This window comes from Kushneria marisflavi, assembly GCF_002157205.1.
GTDB classification, from domain to species: Bacteria; Pseudomonadota; Gammaproteobacteria; order Pseudomonadales; family Halomonadaceae; genus Kushneria; species Kushneria marisflavi.
Genome location: NZ_CP021358.1, coordinates 637,543 through 651,610 on the forward strand (window position 1 = coordinate 637,543; position 14,068 = coordinate 651,610).

Annotated in this window: 15 protein-coding genes; all 15 read right to left on the bottom strand. The window is 57.2% G+C overall.

Translation table 11 applies throughout. From position 1 onward, the window contains the following. Positions 1-14: 14 nt before the first annotated feature. The 15 genes from B9H00_RS02985 to B9H00_RS03055 all read right to left on the bottom strand — a co-directional run bounded on the left by B9H00_RS02985 (position 15) and on the right by B9H00_RS03055 (position 14,005). On the bottom strand, positions 15-1,079 hold the full coding sequence (locus B9H00_RS02985; RefSeq protein ID WP_086899415.1) for a glycosyltransferase family 2 protein: 1,065 nt from the start codon (positions 1,077-1,079) through the stop codon (positions 15-17). After that, on the bottom strand, positions 1,060-2,583 hold the full coding sequence (locus B9H00_RS02990; protein ID WP_086899416.1) for a lipopolysaccharide biosynthesis protein: 1,524 nt from the start codon (positions 2,581-2,583) through the stop codon (positions 1,060-1,062). The genes B9H00_RS02985 and B9H00_RS02990 overlap by 20 nt, the downstream gene beginning before the upstream one ends. A gap of 38 nt (positions 2,584-2,621) precedes the next feature. Beyond that, positions 2,622-3,656, bottom strand: coding sequence for an ATP-grasp domain-containing protein (locus B9H00_RS02995; RefSeq protein ID WP_086899417.1), 1,035 nt, complete (start codon positions 3,654-3,656; stop codon positions 2,622-2,624). Positions 3,657-3,698: 42 nt separating this feature from the next. Continuing rightward, positions 3,699-4,199: a GNAT family N-acetyltransferase gene (locus B9H00_RS03000; protein WP_086899418.1), complete on the bottom strand. Its 501-nt coding sequence runs from the start codon at positions 4,197-4,199 to the stop codon at positions 3,699-3,701. After that, positions 4,196-5,281, bottom strand: a complete 1,086-nt coding sequence (locus B9H00_RS03005) for a DegT/DnrJ/EryC1/StrS family aminotransferase (protein WP_086899419.1) — start codon at positions 5,279-5,281, stop codon at positions 4,196-4,198. The genes B9H00_RS03000 and B9H00_RS03005 overlap by 4 nt, the downstream gene beginning before the upstream one ends. Then, positions 5,278-6,147, bottom strand: a complete 870-nt coding sequence (gene rfbA / locus B9H00_RS03010) for a glucose-1-phosphate thymidylyltransferase RfbA (protein ID WP_086899420.1) — start codon at positions 6,145-6,147, stop codon at positions 5,278-5,280. The genes B9H00_RS03005 and rfbA overlap by 4 nt, the downstream gene beginning before the upstream one ends. After that, positions 6,144-7,214: a dTDP-glucose 4,6-dehydratase gene (gene rfbB / locus B9H00_RS03015; RefSeq protein WP_086899421.1), complete on the bottom strand. Its 1,071-nt coding sequence runs from the start codon at positions 7,212-7,214 to the stop codon at positions 6,144-6,146. The genes rfbA and rfbB overlap by 4 nt, the downstream gene beginning before the upstream one ends. A gap of 469 nt (positions 7,215-7,683) precedes the next feature. Further along, entirely contained in the window at positions 7,684-8,142 is a 459-nt protein-coding gene (locus B9H00_RS03020; protein ID WP_086899422.1) for a DUF3429 domain-containing protein, read from the bottom strand. Between the two features lie 77 nt (positions 8,143-8,219). After that, a complete protein-coding gene (gene mnhG, locus B9H00_RS03025; RefSeq protein WP_086899423.1) occupies positions 8,220-8,642 on the bottom strand; it encodes a monovalent cation/H(+) antiporter subunit G in 423 nt (140 codons plus the stop codon). Beyond that, complete coding sequence (locus B9H00_RS03030; protein WP_086899424.1) at positions 8,635-8,904, bottom strand: monovalent cation/H+ antiporter complex subunit F; 270 nt, start codon at positions 8,902-8,904, stop codon at positions 8,635-8,637. The genes mnhG and B9H00_RS03030 overlap by 8 nt, the downstream gene beginning before the upstream one ends. Before the next feature lie 28 nt (positions 8,905-8,932). Then, positions 8,933-9,406, bottom strand: coding sequence for a Na+/H+ antiporter subunit E (locus tag B9H00_RS03035; RefSeq protein ID WP_086899425.1), 474 nt, complete (start codon positions 9,404-9,406; stop codon positions 8,933-8,935). Next, complete coding sequence (locus B9H00_RS03040; protein WP_086899426.1) at positions 9,403-10,908, bottom strand: Na+/H+ antiporter subunit D; 1,506 nt, start codon at positions 10,906-10,908, stop codon at positions 9,403-9,405. The genes B9H00_RS03035 and B9H00_RS03040 overlap by 4 nt, the downstream gene beginning before the upstream one ends. Further along, the gene (locus tag B9H00_RS03045; RefSeq protein ID WP_086899427.1) at positions 10,905-11,252 is read right to left on the bottom strand and encodes a Na+/H+ antiporter subunit C; all 348 of its coding nucleotides are present in this window, start codon (positions 11,250-11,252) and stop codon (positions 10,905-10,907) included. The genes B9H00_RS03040 and B9H00_RS03045 overlap by 4 nt, the downstream gene beginning before the upstream one ends. A 30-nt stretch (positions 11,253-11,282) precedes the next feature. Continuing rightward, positions 11,283-11,708: a Na+/H+ antiporter subunit B gene (locus B9H00_RS03050; protein ID WP_086899428.1), complete on the bottom strand. Its 426-nt coding sequence runs from the start codon at positions 11,706-11,708 to the stop codon at positions 11,283-11,285. Continuing rightward, the gene (locus tag B9H00_RS03055) at positions 11,705-14,005 is read right to left on the bottom strand and encodes a putative monovalent cation/H+ antiporter subunit A (RefSeq protein ID WP_086899429.1); all 2,301 of its coding nucleotides are present in this window, start codon (positions 14,003-14,005) and stop codon (positions 11,705-11,707) included. The genes B9H00_RS03050 and B9H00_RS03055 overlap by 4 nt, the downstream gene beginning before the upstream one ends. Positions 14,006-14,068 lie beyond the last annotated feature (63 nt).

A 14,068-nucleotide genomic window follows, 5' to 3' on the forward strand; every position in this document is an offset into this window, starting at 1 on the left:
CTCAGACGCCCGGGTCAGGCATCGCCATTGTTGCGGCGGCGCTGATACCAGTGGCGCATTGCGATGACCCTGCTTGCCAGCCGTGGCGTACGACGCAGAAGAAACAACAGTCGTTGCGGCGCAGAGATGGCCTGATGATGCATGCTGGTCGCGATGGCTTCTCGAAAGCCCTGGTACCGGCCCGCCTGCAGATATTCCACCGAGGCGTAATACCAGCGCCGCGCCAGGGCCAGGGTAATGGCCGGCGTATGAGAAGCATCCAGCTGGCCGGCCAGATGGGCCATGCATTCGGCATGACGGGTCATGAAGTCCTGATGACGCGCATATCGGCCGTCATCGTCGAGCTGGCGCTGCTGCTGGGACCAGGATCCCTGCGCATGGGTGCGATAAACCGCCATGACGTCAGGCAGATACAGCGCCCCTTCCGGCTGAGCCGCAAGAATCTGTAGATAGAAGTCGCCGACCGGGGCCGTGGTGTAGAACCATTCGGGCAAACGCTCCATCACGCGCCGATGCAGCATTAGCGACGGTGACGGGCAGTAATCCCCGGTATTTACCAGAAGCTCATCAAGCGTTACCACACGCTCATGATTGCGAGCGTCCTGTTGTTCTACATGCAGGACTTCCCTGTCGGGGCCGCGGCGGATGACATTGTGATAGCTGATCGTGATCTCCGGCCTGGCCTGCATGGCACGGTATTGCCGGGCCAGCTTTTGCTCATCACACCAGAAATCATCCCCTTCACACAGGGCCAGCCAGGGCGCTCTGGCAAAGCCTGCTGCCAGCGGCATGATCCTGTGCCCTTTCTGATACTGGTTTTCATCCCGCAGCACCGCCCGGATAACCCGCGGGTAACGACTGGCATACTCTTCAACGATTTCTGCAGTACCATCCGTCGAGGCGTCATCGTGAACGATGATTTCAAAGCAGAAATCGGTTTGCTGAGATAAAAAGCTTTCGATGGCTTCGCGGATATAGCCGGCCTGGTTATACGTCGTACAGATGACACTGACTTCCGGAGTGTCGGCCCCAACCGGCCAGTGCTGAACCAGGCGTTCTTCAGTGGGTGGCGCGGGCATGCTTTTTCTCCTGCAAACGGCGAATGATCATGTCGCGCCCCACTGAGGACACCACGGCGTTGACTAGCAAAATGGCGATGCCCATGGCGGTCAGACTGACAAATATCCAGGGTCTGGATAGCGTCCAGAGAGACAGCCCCAGCCATTGATAAAGCAGCAGCATCAACACCGTGGCGGCCGCGCAGGGCAGAATGTCGCGAGTCATCCAGTCGCGATGAATGCCCGGCGCAAACCTTGCGTGTACGAAGGGCGTCCAGAGTAAAAATGACAGCAGACGAAAGCCGAACCACGCCACGGCCACCCCGATGGCCTGCCACTGCCAGGCCGCGATCACGATCACCGGCACCACGATCAATACAGAGACCGTGTTGTAGATGACATGCAGCCTCAGACGTCCGTGGGCATACTGGAGATAATACTGGAAGGCGCCAATCGCCAGCAGGCCATTGCCCAGTGCGTACCAGAGCAGAATGGGCGCACCCCACCGGGCCGCCTCCATGTTGCCGGTCCAGGCATACAGCAACTGCCCACCGTAGAGCGCCACCATGCCGGCCACCGGCAAGAGCGTGGCCGCGATAAACTGCGAGGCCCGACGATAAAGATGCAGCATCCGTGCCTCTTCCTGACTGGCCAGCAAACCGGTCATCCGCGGCATCAGGGCACGACTGATCGGCATGGTCAGCGTCATGATCGCGTTGGCCACCACCACAACCAGCGTGAAATAGCCGTATTCCGACAGTGGCAAAAACGACGACAGCAGCAGCTTGTCGAGCTGCGTCATCAAGATCCAGATGCCGGCCGTATAAGCCACGCCACCGGCAAAGGGCAACACCGGGCGCAGAACCTCCCATGAAAACCCTTGCCACTGCTCGCGTCCGCCCATCAGGCGATAAAACATGATGCCCAGTACTACAAGCTCCAGTATCGCGATGGCCAGCTGATATTCGAAATAGGCACTGGGTTGCGTGCTGACGAACTGCAGAATCAGCAGGACGCCGACAAACTTGAAGGTAGCGATAACGACACTGGCCACATTAAGCGATACCTGTCGCTCCAGCCCCTGAATGCCGCTTCGATATAGTGACGCCAGCCAGCGCATACCGATCATGAAGCCCATGAGCACGATGCACCAGGCTACCTCGTCATGTGACAGCGTGTTGACCTCAAGCCACTGACTGGCAATCCAGTCGCTGCCCAGCACGATCGACAACACCATAACGACCGCCAGCCCCAGAAAGATAATCTCGAGACTTCGCACCAGCCGGCGCAGCAGTTGCCATTGTTCGCCCTGATGCGTCGCGGCTCTGGCCGTCTCGCGCGACAACGTGGGGGACATTCCCATGTCCAGCAGATTGAGCCAGGCCTGTAAAACAATGAAAAAGCCCACCAGGCCGTAGGCTTCTTCGCCCATCCAGGCCAGATAGAAGGGATAAACGACAATACCGACCAGCGTGGTGTAAAGCTGGCCGGCATAGTTGGCAAGCGCATTGGCCTTGACCGACACGACGTACTCCTGTCAAACGAAACCACGGGTCATGTGGATCAGGCGCCCCTTCCCGAATCAGGGGCCTGCATGGGTACCAGCGCCTTGAGCCCGAAGGTGCCAACACGGGCCAGGGCAGGCATCAGAGGCAGCCCTCTTGCCAGTTGTATCAGCATTTCAGGATAGTTGGCACCGGCCAGATGCGAGAAGGGATAGCCGCCGCCAAAACGAGCGTTGAACTCGATGATAGCCAGTCGATCACCACTGACCATCACGTCAACATCCAGATTGCCCACATGCCCCAGCTGACGACCCAGGCGTGCCCCCAGGCGCATTAGCGCGGGCATGTCCACCACTTCAGCCACATCGGTCTCCCCCGAGCGCATGCGCACCTTGCGTTTGACGGTGGTGACCACATGGTGGCCTTCAAGATCGTTGAAGACATCGAGCCCATACTCCTGCCCCGACACGCCCTCCTGAATCAGCACTTCTCCGTGACCATCCCTGTCGACGACGCGCGCCTCCATCATCGTGAGATAGCTGCGCGCAATGGCGCGACGGGTATGCTCATGGAAAAAGCGCAACTCATCGGCATCGCGGGCAATCTGCACACCGATCGACCCCATTCCCCAGCGAGGCTTCACGAACAACGGCCAGCGCACCTCACCGGTATCGATAGCTTCCAGAGCCGATGACAGCGTCGACCAGGTGCGCGGGCCATCGAAGCCGTGCTCCTGCAGAAAGACTCGGGTGCGCCATTTGTCGTTGGCAATATCCACGACGGCCTCGTTGGAAACGACAACCCGGATGCCACGCTCGGCAAACCGCTCCCGGGCAGCACTAAGAAAAGGCAGGTCAATATCAAACAGTGAGACCACAAGCCCGACGTCTTCCTTTTCTGCAATCTCGAGCAGGGCATCGATATAGCCGGCATCATTGACGGGCGGTACCTCATAGGCGCGATCGGCACGCCACATCCCATCGGTCATGGGATCACTATTGGCGGCAATGACGCGCCCCTGACCGGCAAGCGCCTCACGAAAGTAGTCCACCAGATAGCCACGCCGGCCAACGCAGGACAGCAGTACATTCATGAGTTCACCCCGATTGCGTCGTCATCAAATGGATAAATGATGCTAGCGAGCATCATCAGAGGGGTCATTGAGCACCATATTCAGCTGTAAAGACTCAACCCCCCACTCGTTGGTTTCCACGCGCTCCACCACAAATCCCATTTCTTCATAGAAGGCCAGAATCTTGCCGCGGTGCCACGTTCGGGCGCGCAGATTGTGCATGCCTGCCTGACGACACGATTCAATGCCTCGACTCAGCAGGGGTCTGGCGATACCGCTACCCCGATAATCCGGCAGTACGCCGATAAAGGTGGCATAGGCATTATGATGCTCATGGTCGTTGGCATAGCAGGCGATGGCGGCCACCACCCTGTCGCCATCAAGCACGTAGTTGACCTCGGCCAGGCGCAGAAGCTTGTCCACATAGTCAGGCAGGTGGTGCTGCTGCGACAGGGGGGGCTCGAACTCCTTCTCTACCTGCTCGATAAAGCGTAAAAACGCTTCCGGAGAAACAGCGCGGTCGCGATGATGATGAAAGGCAAGCGTTTGGACCTCGTGACTCATGCGGTCTCCAATAATAGTGCGTCTTCAAGATGGTGCATGACCTGCTCGGCATCCTCTCCGGTCATGGCCACGAAGTTGGGCAGGCACAGCACACGCGAAGCTAAATCCTCCGCTACGGGCATGCGAATGACGGCATTTCCCGGTGCACCGACAAGGTTGAGCGCGGGATGAAAATAGCGACGTGGATGAATGTCCTGTTCCGCCAGATGATCAAGAACCCTTTCCAGCTGCACTTCACTGTGCAAAAGGATGGGGTAATAGGCATGATTGATCTCGGCCCCCGTAAACAGCCCGGGGCGCGCAATCGGAAGATCATGATCGTCAATCCAGCGATCATAAATGCCGGCGATGCTGGCCCGGCTTGCAAGGATATGATCCAGCCAGGGCCATAACGCCAGCCCCATGGCCGCATGTGCTTCAGACCCCTTGGCATTGATGCCGGCGCCGCCGATCTGCCCAAAGGCACGCAGCGACGCAATGCGTTCACTCAGCTCGGGGCTACGTGTAAACAGCGCCCCGCCCTCAATGGTGTGAAAGAGTTTGGTGGCATGAAAGCTGGTGATGCTGATGTCACCATAATCCAACAGACTGCGGCCCAGATGGCGCGATCCGAAAGCGTGCGCGCCGTCATAAATGACCCGTAGATCATGACGTCGGGCGATGGCCTCAATGGCTTCCACATCACAGGGGTGGCCATAGATATGGGTCGCCAAAATGGCGCAGGTATTCGGCGTTATGGCCGCCTCAATACGCGCCGGATCCAGCGTCAAGGTCTGTGGTTCGATATCAACAAACACCGGACTTAACCCTTCCCATAGCAGCGCATTAAGCGTGGCCACAAAGGAGAACGGCGTGGTAATGACCTCACCCTTCAGCGCCAGCGCCTTGAATGCCAGCTGTAACGCCAGCGTGCCATTGCCGACGAAATGGCAGTGGTCGATATCAAGAAATCCTCTGAGGCGGGCCTCGAAGGATTGCACCAATGGTCCATTATTGGTCAGCCACTGCCGGGAGAACATGTCATGGATATAGCGCTGATAATCCGCCTCGGGAGGCAGGAAGGGACGCGTAAAGGGGATCATGGCGACTCCAGTAATGAGATCAGGTACTGCCCGTAACCGTTTTTCTCCAGGGCGCGCCCTTCCGCCATCAGGGCCTCACTGTTGATCCAGCCCTGGCGCCAGGCAATCTCCTCGAGACAGGCCACCTTGTAGCCCTGTCGCTTTTCGATGGTTTCGACAAACTGGGCGGCTTCCAGCAGGCTTTCGTGGGTCCCGGTATCAAGCCAGGCAAAGCCACGTCCCAGCAGCTCGACATTGAGGCTTCCCCGCGCCAGATAGGCCTGATTGACGCTGGTAATTTCAAGTTCCCCTCGATGCGAGGGCCGCACGTCGCGGGCAATGTCGACCACGTCGTTGTCATAGAAATAGAGCCCGGTCACGGCATAGCGCGATTTGGGCTCGCTGGGTTTTTCTTCCAGCGACAGCACCCGCTGTTGACTATCGAATTCCACGACGCCAAAGCGCTCGGGGTCTCGCACCTGATAGCCGAAGATCGTGGCGCCGGCCTCTCGCTCGACCGCACGCTTGAGACGTGGCACAAAACCGTGCCCATAGAAGATGTTATCGCCCAGAACCAGACAGACACTGTCATTGCCAATGAAGGATTCGCCGATGAGAAATGCCTGGGCCAATCCGTCGGGGCTGGGCTGAGCGGCATACTCGATCGATACCCCGAAACGGCTTCCATCGCCCAGAAGGCGCTTGAACAGGGGCTGCTCAACGGGAGTGGTAATAATCAATACTTCCCGGATACCTGCCAGCATCAGCACCGACAGCGGGTAATAGATCATTGGCTTGTCATGGATGGGGAGAAGCTGTTTCGACACGCCCAGTGTCAGCGGATAGAGCCTTGTACCGCTGCCGCCTGCCAGAATAATGCCTTTCATGCCGTCACCCCCAGTCCCTGACGCTGGCGAGTTTCCTCCTCCTCGACGCCCTGGCACCAGTCACCGTGTTCCACAAACCAGCGCACGGTTTTTTCGATCCCGCTTTCAAAGCTCTCCTGTGGGCGCCAGCCCAGCTCACGACCAATATGGGAAGCGTCGATGGCGTAGCGCCGGTCGTGGCCCGGCCGATCCGGCACATGGGTAATGAGGTCGTGAAAGCGATTAACGCCAGCGGGATGGGGAATTTCCAGGCGTTCGAGTACATCGCAGATGGTGGTGATCACATCGATATTGCGACGCTCCTCGTGACCGCCGATGTTATAGCTGGTGCCGATTTTTCCCTGCGTCATGACCAGGTGAAGGGCACGGGCATGATCATCGACATATAGCCAGTCACGAATCTGATGCCCCTCGCCGTAGACCGGAATATCGCGTCCCTGAAGCGCGTTGAGGATGACCAGCGGGATCAGTTTTTCCGGGAAATGCCACGGTCCATAGTTGTTCGAGCAGTTCGTGATCAGGGTTGGCAGGCCGTAGGTACGCTGCCATGCGCGCACGAGATGATCGGCGCTGGCCTTGCTGGCCGCATAGGGGGAACTGGGTGCGTAAGGTGTGGTTTCGCTGAAGGGTTCGGCGTCTGCTGCCAGATCACCAAAGACTTCATCCGTTGAGACGTGATGAAAGCGAAAGCGCTCACGCGGCTCGCCCTCAAGGCTTGCATACCAGCATCGCGCGGCTTCCAGCAGGTTAAAAACCCCCACGATATTGGTATCGATAAAGATCGCCGGGCCATCAATGGAACGATCAACGTGCGACTCTGCGGCGAGGTGCACGACCACATCCGGCTGCCAGGTCGAAAATACACGATCCAGCGCCGAGCGATCACGGATATCCACCTGCTCCAGACAGTAACGGGGATTCTGATCAATATCCTTTAACGTGGCGGTATGGCCGGCATAGGTCAGACAGTCAACATTAACGATGCGGCATGTATCGTGAGCGATGAGATGGCGTATCAATGCCGAACCGATAAATCCGGCACCTCCGGTGACGATCACTGTCTGCATGGTGCGTTATCCCTTGATCTCATATAACCCTCCCGAAGTTATGCGATGGGACGGTTTGAGACAGTATTTGTCCTTGTCGTCGCGCCTTTTTAGTTAACACTTTTAATATCAGATTTGTTTTAACAACAAACCATCTTAAAAAGGGGCTTATAACGTGATAATTACCGAGGATAGACAAGTAGAACGCTTAAATGTTGTGCCGAAACCGCTATACATTATGGTCTCTCAGCACACGTCATAAAGGTTGTCATTCAATTTAAATCAAAGCATTAAATGTTTTAGTCATTACCATACAAAAAAACGCCTTCCGCAATAAAGGGAAGGCGTTTTTATGGACTTCGATCTAATCGATAATAAAACAACACTAATTCTTTCAAAAAAAGTTCAGATAGAAAAAAGCTGGAAAATTGGCTTTTTTATTTAGACGAAAGTTTATCTAAACCAGTGTCGTCACTCTCTACTCAACCCATTATGTCAGCGTTAATAACGCCAGAACGGACAGATGAGAAATCACCACTACCACTGTCAGCAGGGTCCGCAGCGAGGTATACCAGGACGGCAAACGTTCAACGCTGTCAGCCTGGGCTTCATAAAGACGAATCAACAAAAATCCTGTCATCAACGCCAGCAGCGCAAACCGGGGACTGAGCATCAGTGCCGGCCAGGCCAGCAGGGATGGCGCCATGGCCACTACCATACGGGAGCTGAAGTGATGACTGCCCTCGTGATCCAGACTCATCGCCACACCCCAGTGCACCCCGCCCAGAAACGAGAGGATGACGGCGCTATAGTAGAGAAAGGCCTTGAAGGCGACGGCCTGCCACCCCGGCACGGAAAGCACGATAACAGTAGCAAGCCCCACAAAGGGGATCAGTCCGGCGATGCCCAGAAGCCAAGGCAGCGGTGCAAATTTTTTTCCAGACAGCATGGCAGGATCAGTATTCAGGAAGTGGTAGCGACAGCATAGCAACGCCCGGTGATGGGCGATATCTCAAGCCTCCAGAGTCAGCTTTCTTCCCGGTCGCCCTTATCCTCATGATGCGCCGTTTCGTCCGCCCCTCTTGGTGTCTTTTTAAGCCCGCTGTGCAGACGGTGGCTCAGAGGGTTGTAATTGGGCCGAAGCTCGTCCTTGAGCGTTCCCTTCCACAGCTCGATCCCGACAAAATAGCCGGCACGGCCGATGGCATGCGCCGCGACAGGCGCCGTCATCAAGACAAAAAAGGTGATGGCGATCGTTCGGGCAAACACGACCTCTTCCAGAAAGTGAAGAGCAACGCCTGCCATCAGCAGCATGACCCCGAGCGAGGCGCCCTTGGTAGAGGCATGCATACGGGTCAGGAGATCCGGCAGTCGAACGACGCCAAGTGCTGCAACGAACATGAAAAGAGAGCCTGCCAGCAACAACAGCCCCTGAAGCAATTCAATCATCTCGACGCCCTCCTCGTTCCAGAAAACGGGCAAATCCGACGGTGGCCAGAAAGGACATCAGCGCCACAACAATAGCCACATCCAGAAAGCTGGTTTCATCACTTTGCAGCGCATGAATACCAATGATCCCGACAATGATCATCGACAGGAGCTCAAGTGCCACGACCCTGTCCGGTAGACTGGGGCCGATCACCAGACGTGCGAAGCAGAGCACCATGGAGATGGCCAGAATGGCAAAACTTAGATGGATCAGTATCTGCATGGGTCCCTCGACATATTCACGATTATCGTCATCGCAGCACCGCCAGCGCCCGACGCTCCATCTCGCGAAGATCTCCTCTTAATGCCTGCTCGTCATCCAGGAACATGGCATGAATGAACAGCACCTGACGATCATCGGAGATGTCCAGGCTCAGCGTTCCAGGCGTCAGTGAAATCAGATTGGCCACAAAGGCAATCTCAAGATCGGTTTTCGCTTCCAGTTCGAACGCGATCACCCCGGGGGTCATGTGCCATGGCGGCGTGATGACATCAAAGGCGACCTTGAAATTGGCCATGAAAAGCTCGCGCAGAAAATAAAAGACGAAGGACACGATCCTTGGCAAACGTGTGCCATAGCCTTTCAGACCGGGCAGCTGATTTTGCAGCAACAAAATGACCAGATAACCAAAGGCCAGACCGGTCAACATTCCGCCCATGCTGAAATCACCGCTCAGGGCAATCCACGCCACCGCCAGCAGCAGATTGGATAAAAGCCCGGTCATGGCTGCTCCCCCAGTACGGCGTCGATATAGGCCTGTGGATCAAGAAGCTGCGCCGCCGAGGCTTCTGCCACATCATAAAGAAGCTGACCGTTGAGCCCGATGAACACCGTACATGCAGCCAGTCCCACCACCGGTAACAGCATCAGCCAGAGATGACGCTGGGACAGCGGCGACACTCTTGCAGAAGGTGCATCCTCAGGTGATTTTTTCCAGAACACCTCAGCCCAGATCTTGGTCATCGAATAGAGTGTCAAAAGCCCTACCAGCAGAGCGATCACCGTGATGCCGATGTGGCCGGCCTCGATACTGGCGCGAATCAGGACAAACTTGGCGAAAAATCCGGACAATGGGGGAACGCCGGCCAACGACAGCGCCGGAATCAGAAAGAGCACGCCCAACAGCGGCCAAGCCTTGTAGACCCCACCCAGCTGCTTGAGGTCATGCGTGCCCTTCAATCGGTACACCACTCCGCTGATCAGGAACAGGTTGGTCTTCACGATGATGTGGTGAAGGATATAAAACACCCCACCGATCAGCGCCAGCGGTGTAAAAAGCGCCAGTCCCATGAGCATGTAGCCGATCTGACTGACAATATGAAAGGAGAGGATGCGCCGAAACTCGAACTGGGCCGCAGCGCCCAGTACGCCGGTCAGCATGGTCAGCCCCGCGCCCCACAGTAAAATCTCGTGGGTGTAGCCCACCGACTGATTAAAGATCAGCGTGAAGACACGAAACAGGGCGTAGACCCCCACCTTGGTCAAAAGACCGGCAAACAGGGCGGATACCGCCACCGGCGGGGTGTGATAGGCCGCCGGCAGCCAGAAAAACAGCGGAAAGGCCGCCGCCTTGATGCCAAACGAGATCATGAACATCACTGCCACGACATCGATAAGCGTATTGTCCTCGACCAGCGCGACGCGACGCGCGATATCCGCCATGTTGAGCGTGCCCAGCAGGCCATAAAGCAGCCCGACCGCGCTGAGGAAAATCACCGATGACAACAGATTCAGAGTGACGTACTTGATGGCCCCTTCCATCTGCGCGCGCTCGCCGCCCAGAATCAATAGCGCAAAGGACGCCAGCAGCATCACTTCAAACCAGACATATAGATTGAAGATATCACCGGTCAAAAAGGCGCCCGCCACCCCGGCCAGCAGAAGGTGCATGAGCGGATAGTAGCCAAAGGTTTCATGGCCTCGCCCGATGGTCGGCAGTGAATACACCGCGACGGCAAAGCCGATAATACCGGTCAGCACCACCATGATGGCGCTCAGAAGATCTGCCACCAGCGTGATACCAAAGGGCGCAGCCCAGCCACCGGCATTCATGACCACATATCCCTGTGACTGAACACTGGCAAAGAGCCAGATGCTGGTCGCCAACAGCGCAGCCGTCCCGGCGATGCCGATCAGCCGCTGCATCATGCGCGAGCGCCAGAACGCCATCGACAGCGCTCCTGCTGCCAAAGGGATCAGTATGGGGAGAGCGACTTCAGGATTCACGTGTCGGTATCCTTCATCTGGTCCATATCGTCGACGCCGACGATCTGGTAGGCACGTCGAATCAGCACTACGGCAAATGACAAAACGCCAAAGGCAATCACGATGGCGGTCAGAACCAGTGCCTGCGGAAGCGGATCAGCAATGACATCCCCCAGCGGGTCGCCGTTCATGGGAATCAGGGGTGGGGCATCGCGTGTCATGCCGGCCGTGGCGAAAATCAGCAGGTTGGCCGCGTTGGAAATCAGGATCAGCCCGATCACCAGCTTGACGATGGATCGTCTTAGCATCATGTAGATGGCCGTGGCGTAAATCACGCCGATGACGACTGCCATTATGGGTTCCATACAATGCCCTCCGCGAATGGTACGCGCACATCATGCTTCATCCTTGTCGACCTCCGTCAGGGTGATCACGGCCGTCAATACCGATCCCAGCACCACCAGATAAACGCCGATATCAAAGATCAGGGGTGTAGAAAGCTTGATACCGAGCCCGGGAATCTCCCACCACTGCGCGGTCAAAAACGCTTCACCCTGCCACCAGGCCGGAAAGGCAGAGCCGATTCCCAGCAATAATCCAAAACCGATGCAGTCGCGCGGGTCGACTCGCAGCAGACGACGGGTGGCCTGTGGGCCGTTGACAAACTGATGCAGCGCAAAGGCGCCGGCCACGACAAGGCCTGCGATAAAGCCGCCGCCGGGCTCATCGTGGCCGCGCAGCAACAAAAAGAGTGAGAACAGAATCTGTAGCGGCACCAGCGTCTGGGCGGCGACCGAGAGAATCAGCGTGCCTGCTTTCATGGCGTTTTCCTCTCTTTTGCCTGCAGTCTCAGCATGGCCAGCACACCAATGGCTGCCAGAGACAGTACAAAGATTTCACCCAGCGTATCGAGCGCGCGGAAATCGACCAGAATCACGTTAACGATGTTATGACCGTGACCCAGCGGTACGCTGTTTTCGATCATGTATTCCGAGATGGAGGTAAACAGATCCTGGGCAAGCACGGTCAGCATCAGAAGGGTCATGAGCCCCCCCGTGAGTACGGCTACCAGCATGTCGCGCACCCGCTCCATGGGCGTCGACAGGCTCGAAAACTTCGGCATCCGAAACAGCACCAGAATGAGCAGAATGACCGTCAGGGTTTCGATCAGGAGTTGGGTAATAGCCAGGTCCGGCGCGCTGAACAGCAAAAAGATCAGCGCGATGCCAAATCCCATCACGCCCGCCGCGGCCACGGCCGCCAGACGCGAACGCATCATGCAGGCCACAATGGCACTGGCCGCCGTGACCATTGCAACAACCACTTCCTGCAAGCGCACATCAAGTGCCAGATCAAATACCGGACCATGACGCACCAGCAGCGTATAGCCTGTCAGCCCCGTAAAGCTGAGCAGAGTCAGGATCAGATAGTTGCGCATGTAGCCACTCTGAAGCAGGCGCGTCTGCCACTCGACCACACGGACCAGCAGATCCATAAGCTTCCAGTATCCAGCCTCAGGACCGCGATCCAGCACCGGACTGAACCGATGGATAACGCCTCTCACACCCGACCAGCGCCAGCAAATCATCAGTCCGACACCCAGGCTGATCAGCGACATCATCAGCGCCGTATTGATGCCGTGCCAGAGATACAAATCCGACACCACTTCGGTGCCCATGACCGCCGTAGCGGCCGCATTCAAAAGACCGTCGCCCGCAAGCCATGGCATGATCCCCAGCACCAGCGACAGACCTGCCAGCACGCAGGGCCCGGCAAGCATGGAAAGCGGGGCCTCATGCGGCGTTTTCGGGGTGGTCTTGAGCGTTCCAAAAAAGGGTCGCAGAGAGACGATGGCCGCTGCGGCAACCACCAGCATCGAGGCCAGCAGGCTCATGCCAATCAGGAAGCCGGTGAAACGGGGCGCATCCAGCACGGCTTCAAACATCAGCTCCTTGGCAACAAACCCGAACAGCGGAATCACGCCTCCCAGTGACAGGGCAGCCACGAGAGCACACAGCGCCGTCACCGGCATGGCCCGGCGTAGCCCACCCATCTCATCGATATCCTTGGTGCCCGTCTCATGGTCGAGCGCCCCTGCCACCATGAACAGTGCCCCCTTGTAAAGCGAATGCGCGGTCAGAAAAGTGACAAAGGCAATCATGGCCGCCTCGCCACCGATGCCCAGCAGCATGGTCAGCGTGCCAAGCGCCATGACCGTGGAATAGGCCAGCACCTTCTTGATGCCCGTATAACGAATGGCCAGAAAGGCCCCCACGACCATGGTGATCGCTCCCACGACACAGAGAATGGTCATCCATGCTTCGGTGCCCCCCAGCCCGGGCTGGAGACGTGCCATCAGATAGATCCCGGCCTTGACCATGGTCGCCGAGTGTAGATAAGCCGACACCGGCGTCGGCGCGGCCATGGCATTGGGCAGCCAGAAATGGAACGGAAACTGGGCCGACTTGGTGAATGCCCCCCCCAACAGACACAGCAGCATGGGTAGATAAAGGGCGTGCTCACGAAGCGCCTCCCCGCTGCCCAGCAGCGTCTGAAGCGACCAGCTGCCCCCTGCCACGTTGAGAAGAATCAGTCCGCTCATGAGCGCGAGGCCGCCGGTAAAGGTCACCAGCAACCCCTGAAGTGCCGACTTACGGGCGGCAGCATCCTCGTGGTTGAACCCGATCAACATATAGGAGGTGATGCTGGTCAACTCCCAGAAGACAAACAGGGTCATCAGACCGTCCGCCATGACGACGCCAAGCATGGAAGACATGAAGGACAGAATCAGCACATAAAAGCGGGCAAGCTGAGGATGGCCATGGAGATAGCCACTGGCATAGAGAATGATCAGCGTGCCGATACCGCTGATCAAAAGACCAAACAGCAGTGACAGACCATCCAGCCAGAAACTTAAGCTCAGTCCAAGGCTCGGCGCCCAGGCCTGTTCGAAATAGATTCCACCCGATTGCAGTACCTGCGGTGCCAGCGAGACAAGCCAGAAAGCAACACCTGCAGGATAAAGGGCCAGCAATGCACCGGTGCGGCTGCCACAGCAGCGGGATAAAAGAGGCACAAGGATAGCCAGCGCAAATCCGGACAACACGGCAATCTGCATGATGTGCTCTCTCCTTGTCTTACCCGAGGGGACGATATGTCCATCCTGCACGGCATCATGGAT

Excerpts from the sequence above, each read along its gene's own strand:
- B9H00_RS03030 (WP_086899424.1), bottom strand. The coding sequence starts at position 8,904 with ATGCAGATACTGATCCATCTAAGTTTTGCCATTCTGGCCATCTCCATG.
- B9H00_RS03050 (WP_086899428.1), bottom strand. The coding sequence starts at position 11,708 with ATGAAAGCAGGCACGCTGATTCTCTCGGTCGCCGCCCAGACGCTGGTG.
- B9H00_RS02995 (WP_086899417.1), bottom strand. The coding sequence starts at position 3,656 with ATGAATGTACTGCTGTCCTGCGTTGGCCGGCGTGGCTATCTGGTGGAC.
- B9H00_RS03055 (WP_086899429.1), bottom strand. The coding sequence starts at position 14,005 with ATGCAGATTGCCGTGTTGTCCGGATTTGCGCTGGCTATCCTTGTGCCT.
- rfbB (WP_086899421.1), bottom strand. The coding sequence starts at position 7,214 with ATGCAGACAGTGATCGTCACCGGAGGTGCCGGATTTATCGGTTCGGCA.
- B9H00_RS02985 (WP_086899415.1), bottom strand. The coding sequence starts at position 1,079 with ATGCCCGCGCCACCCACTGAAGAACGCCTGGTTCAGCACTGGCCGGTT.
- rfbA (WP_086899420.1), bottom strand. The coding sequence starts at position 6,147 with ATGAAAGGCATTATTCTGGCAGGCGGCAGCGGTACAAGGCTCTATCCG.
- mnhG (WP_086899423.1), bottom strand. The coding sequence starts at position 8,642 with ATGATTGAATTGCTTCAGGGGCTGTTGTTGCTGGCAGGCTCTCTTTTC.
- B9H00_RS03000 (WP_086899418.1), bottom strand. The coding sequence starts at position 4,199 with ATGAGTCACGAGGTCCAAACGCTTGCCTTTCATCATCATCGCGACCGC.
- B9H00_RS03035 (WP_086899425.1), bottom strand. The coding sequence starts at position 9,406 with ATGACCGGGCTTTTATCCAATCTGCTGCTGGCGGTGGCGTGGATTGCC.
- B9H00_RS03005 (WP_086899419.1), bottom strand. The coding sequence starts at position 5,281 with ATGATCCCCTTTACGCGTCCCTTCCTGCCTCCCGAGGCGGATTATCAG.
- B9H00_RS03045 (WP_086899427.1), bottom strand. The coding sequence starts at position 11,252 with ATGGAACCCATAATGGCAGTCGTCATCGGCGTGATTTACGCCACGGCC.
- B9H00_RS03020 (WP_086899422.1), bottom strand. The coding sequence starts at position 8,142 with ATGCTGTCTGGAAAAAAATTTGCACCGCTGCCTTGGCTTCTGGGCATC.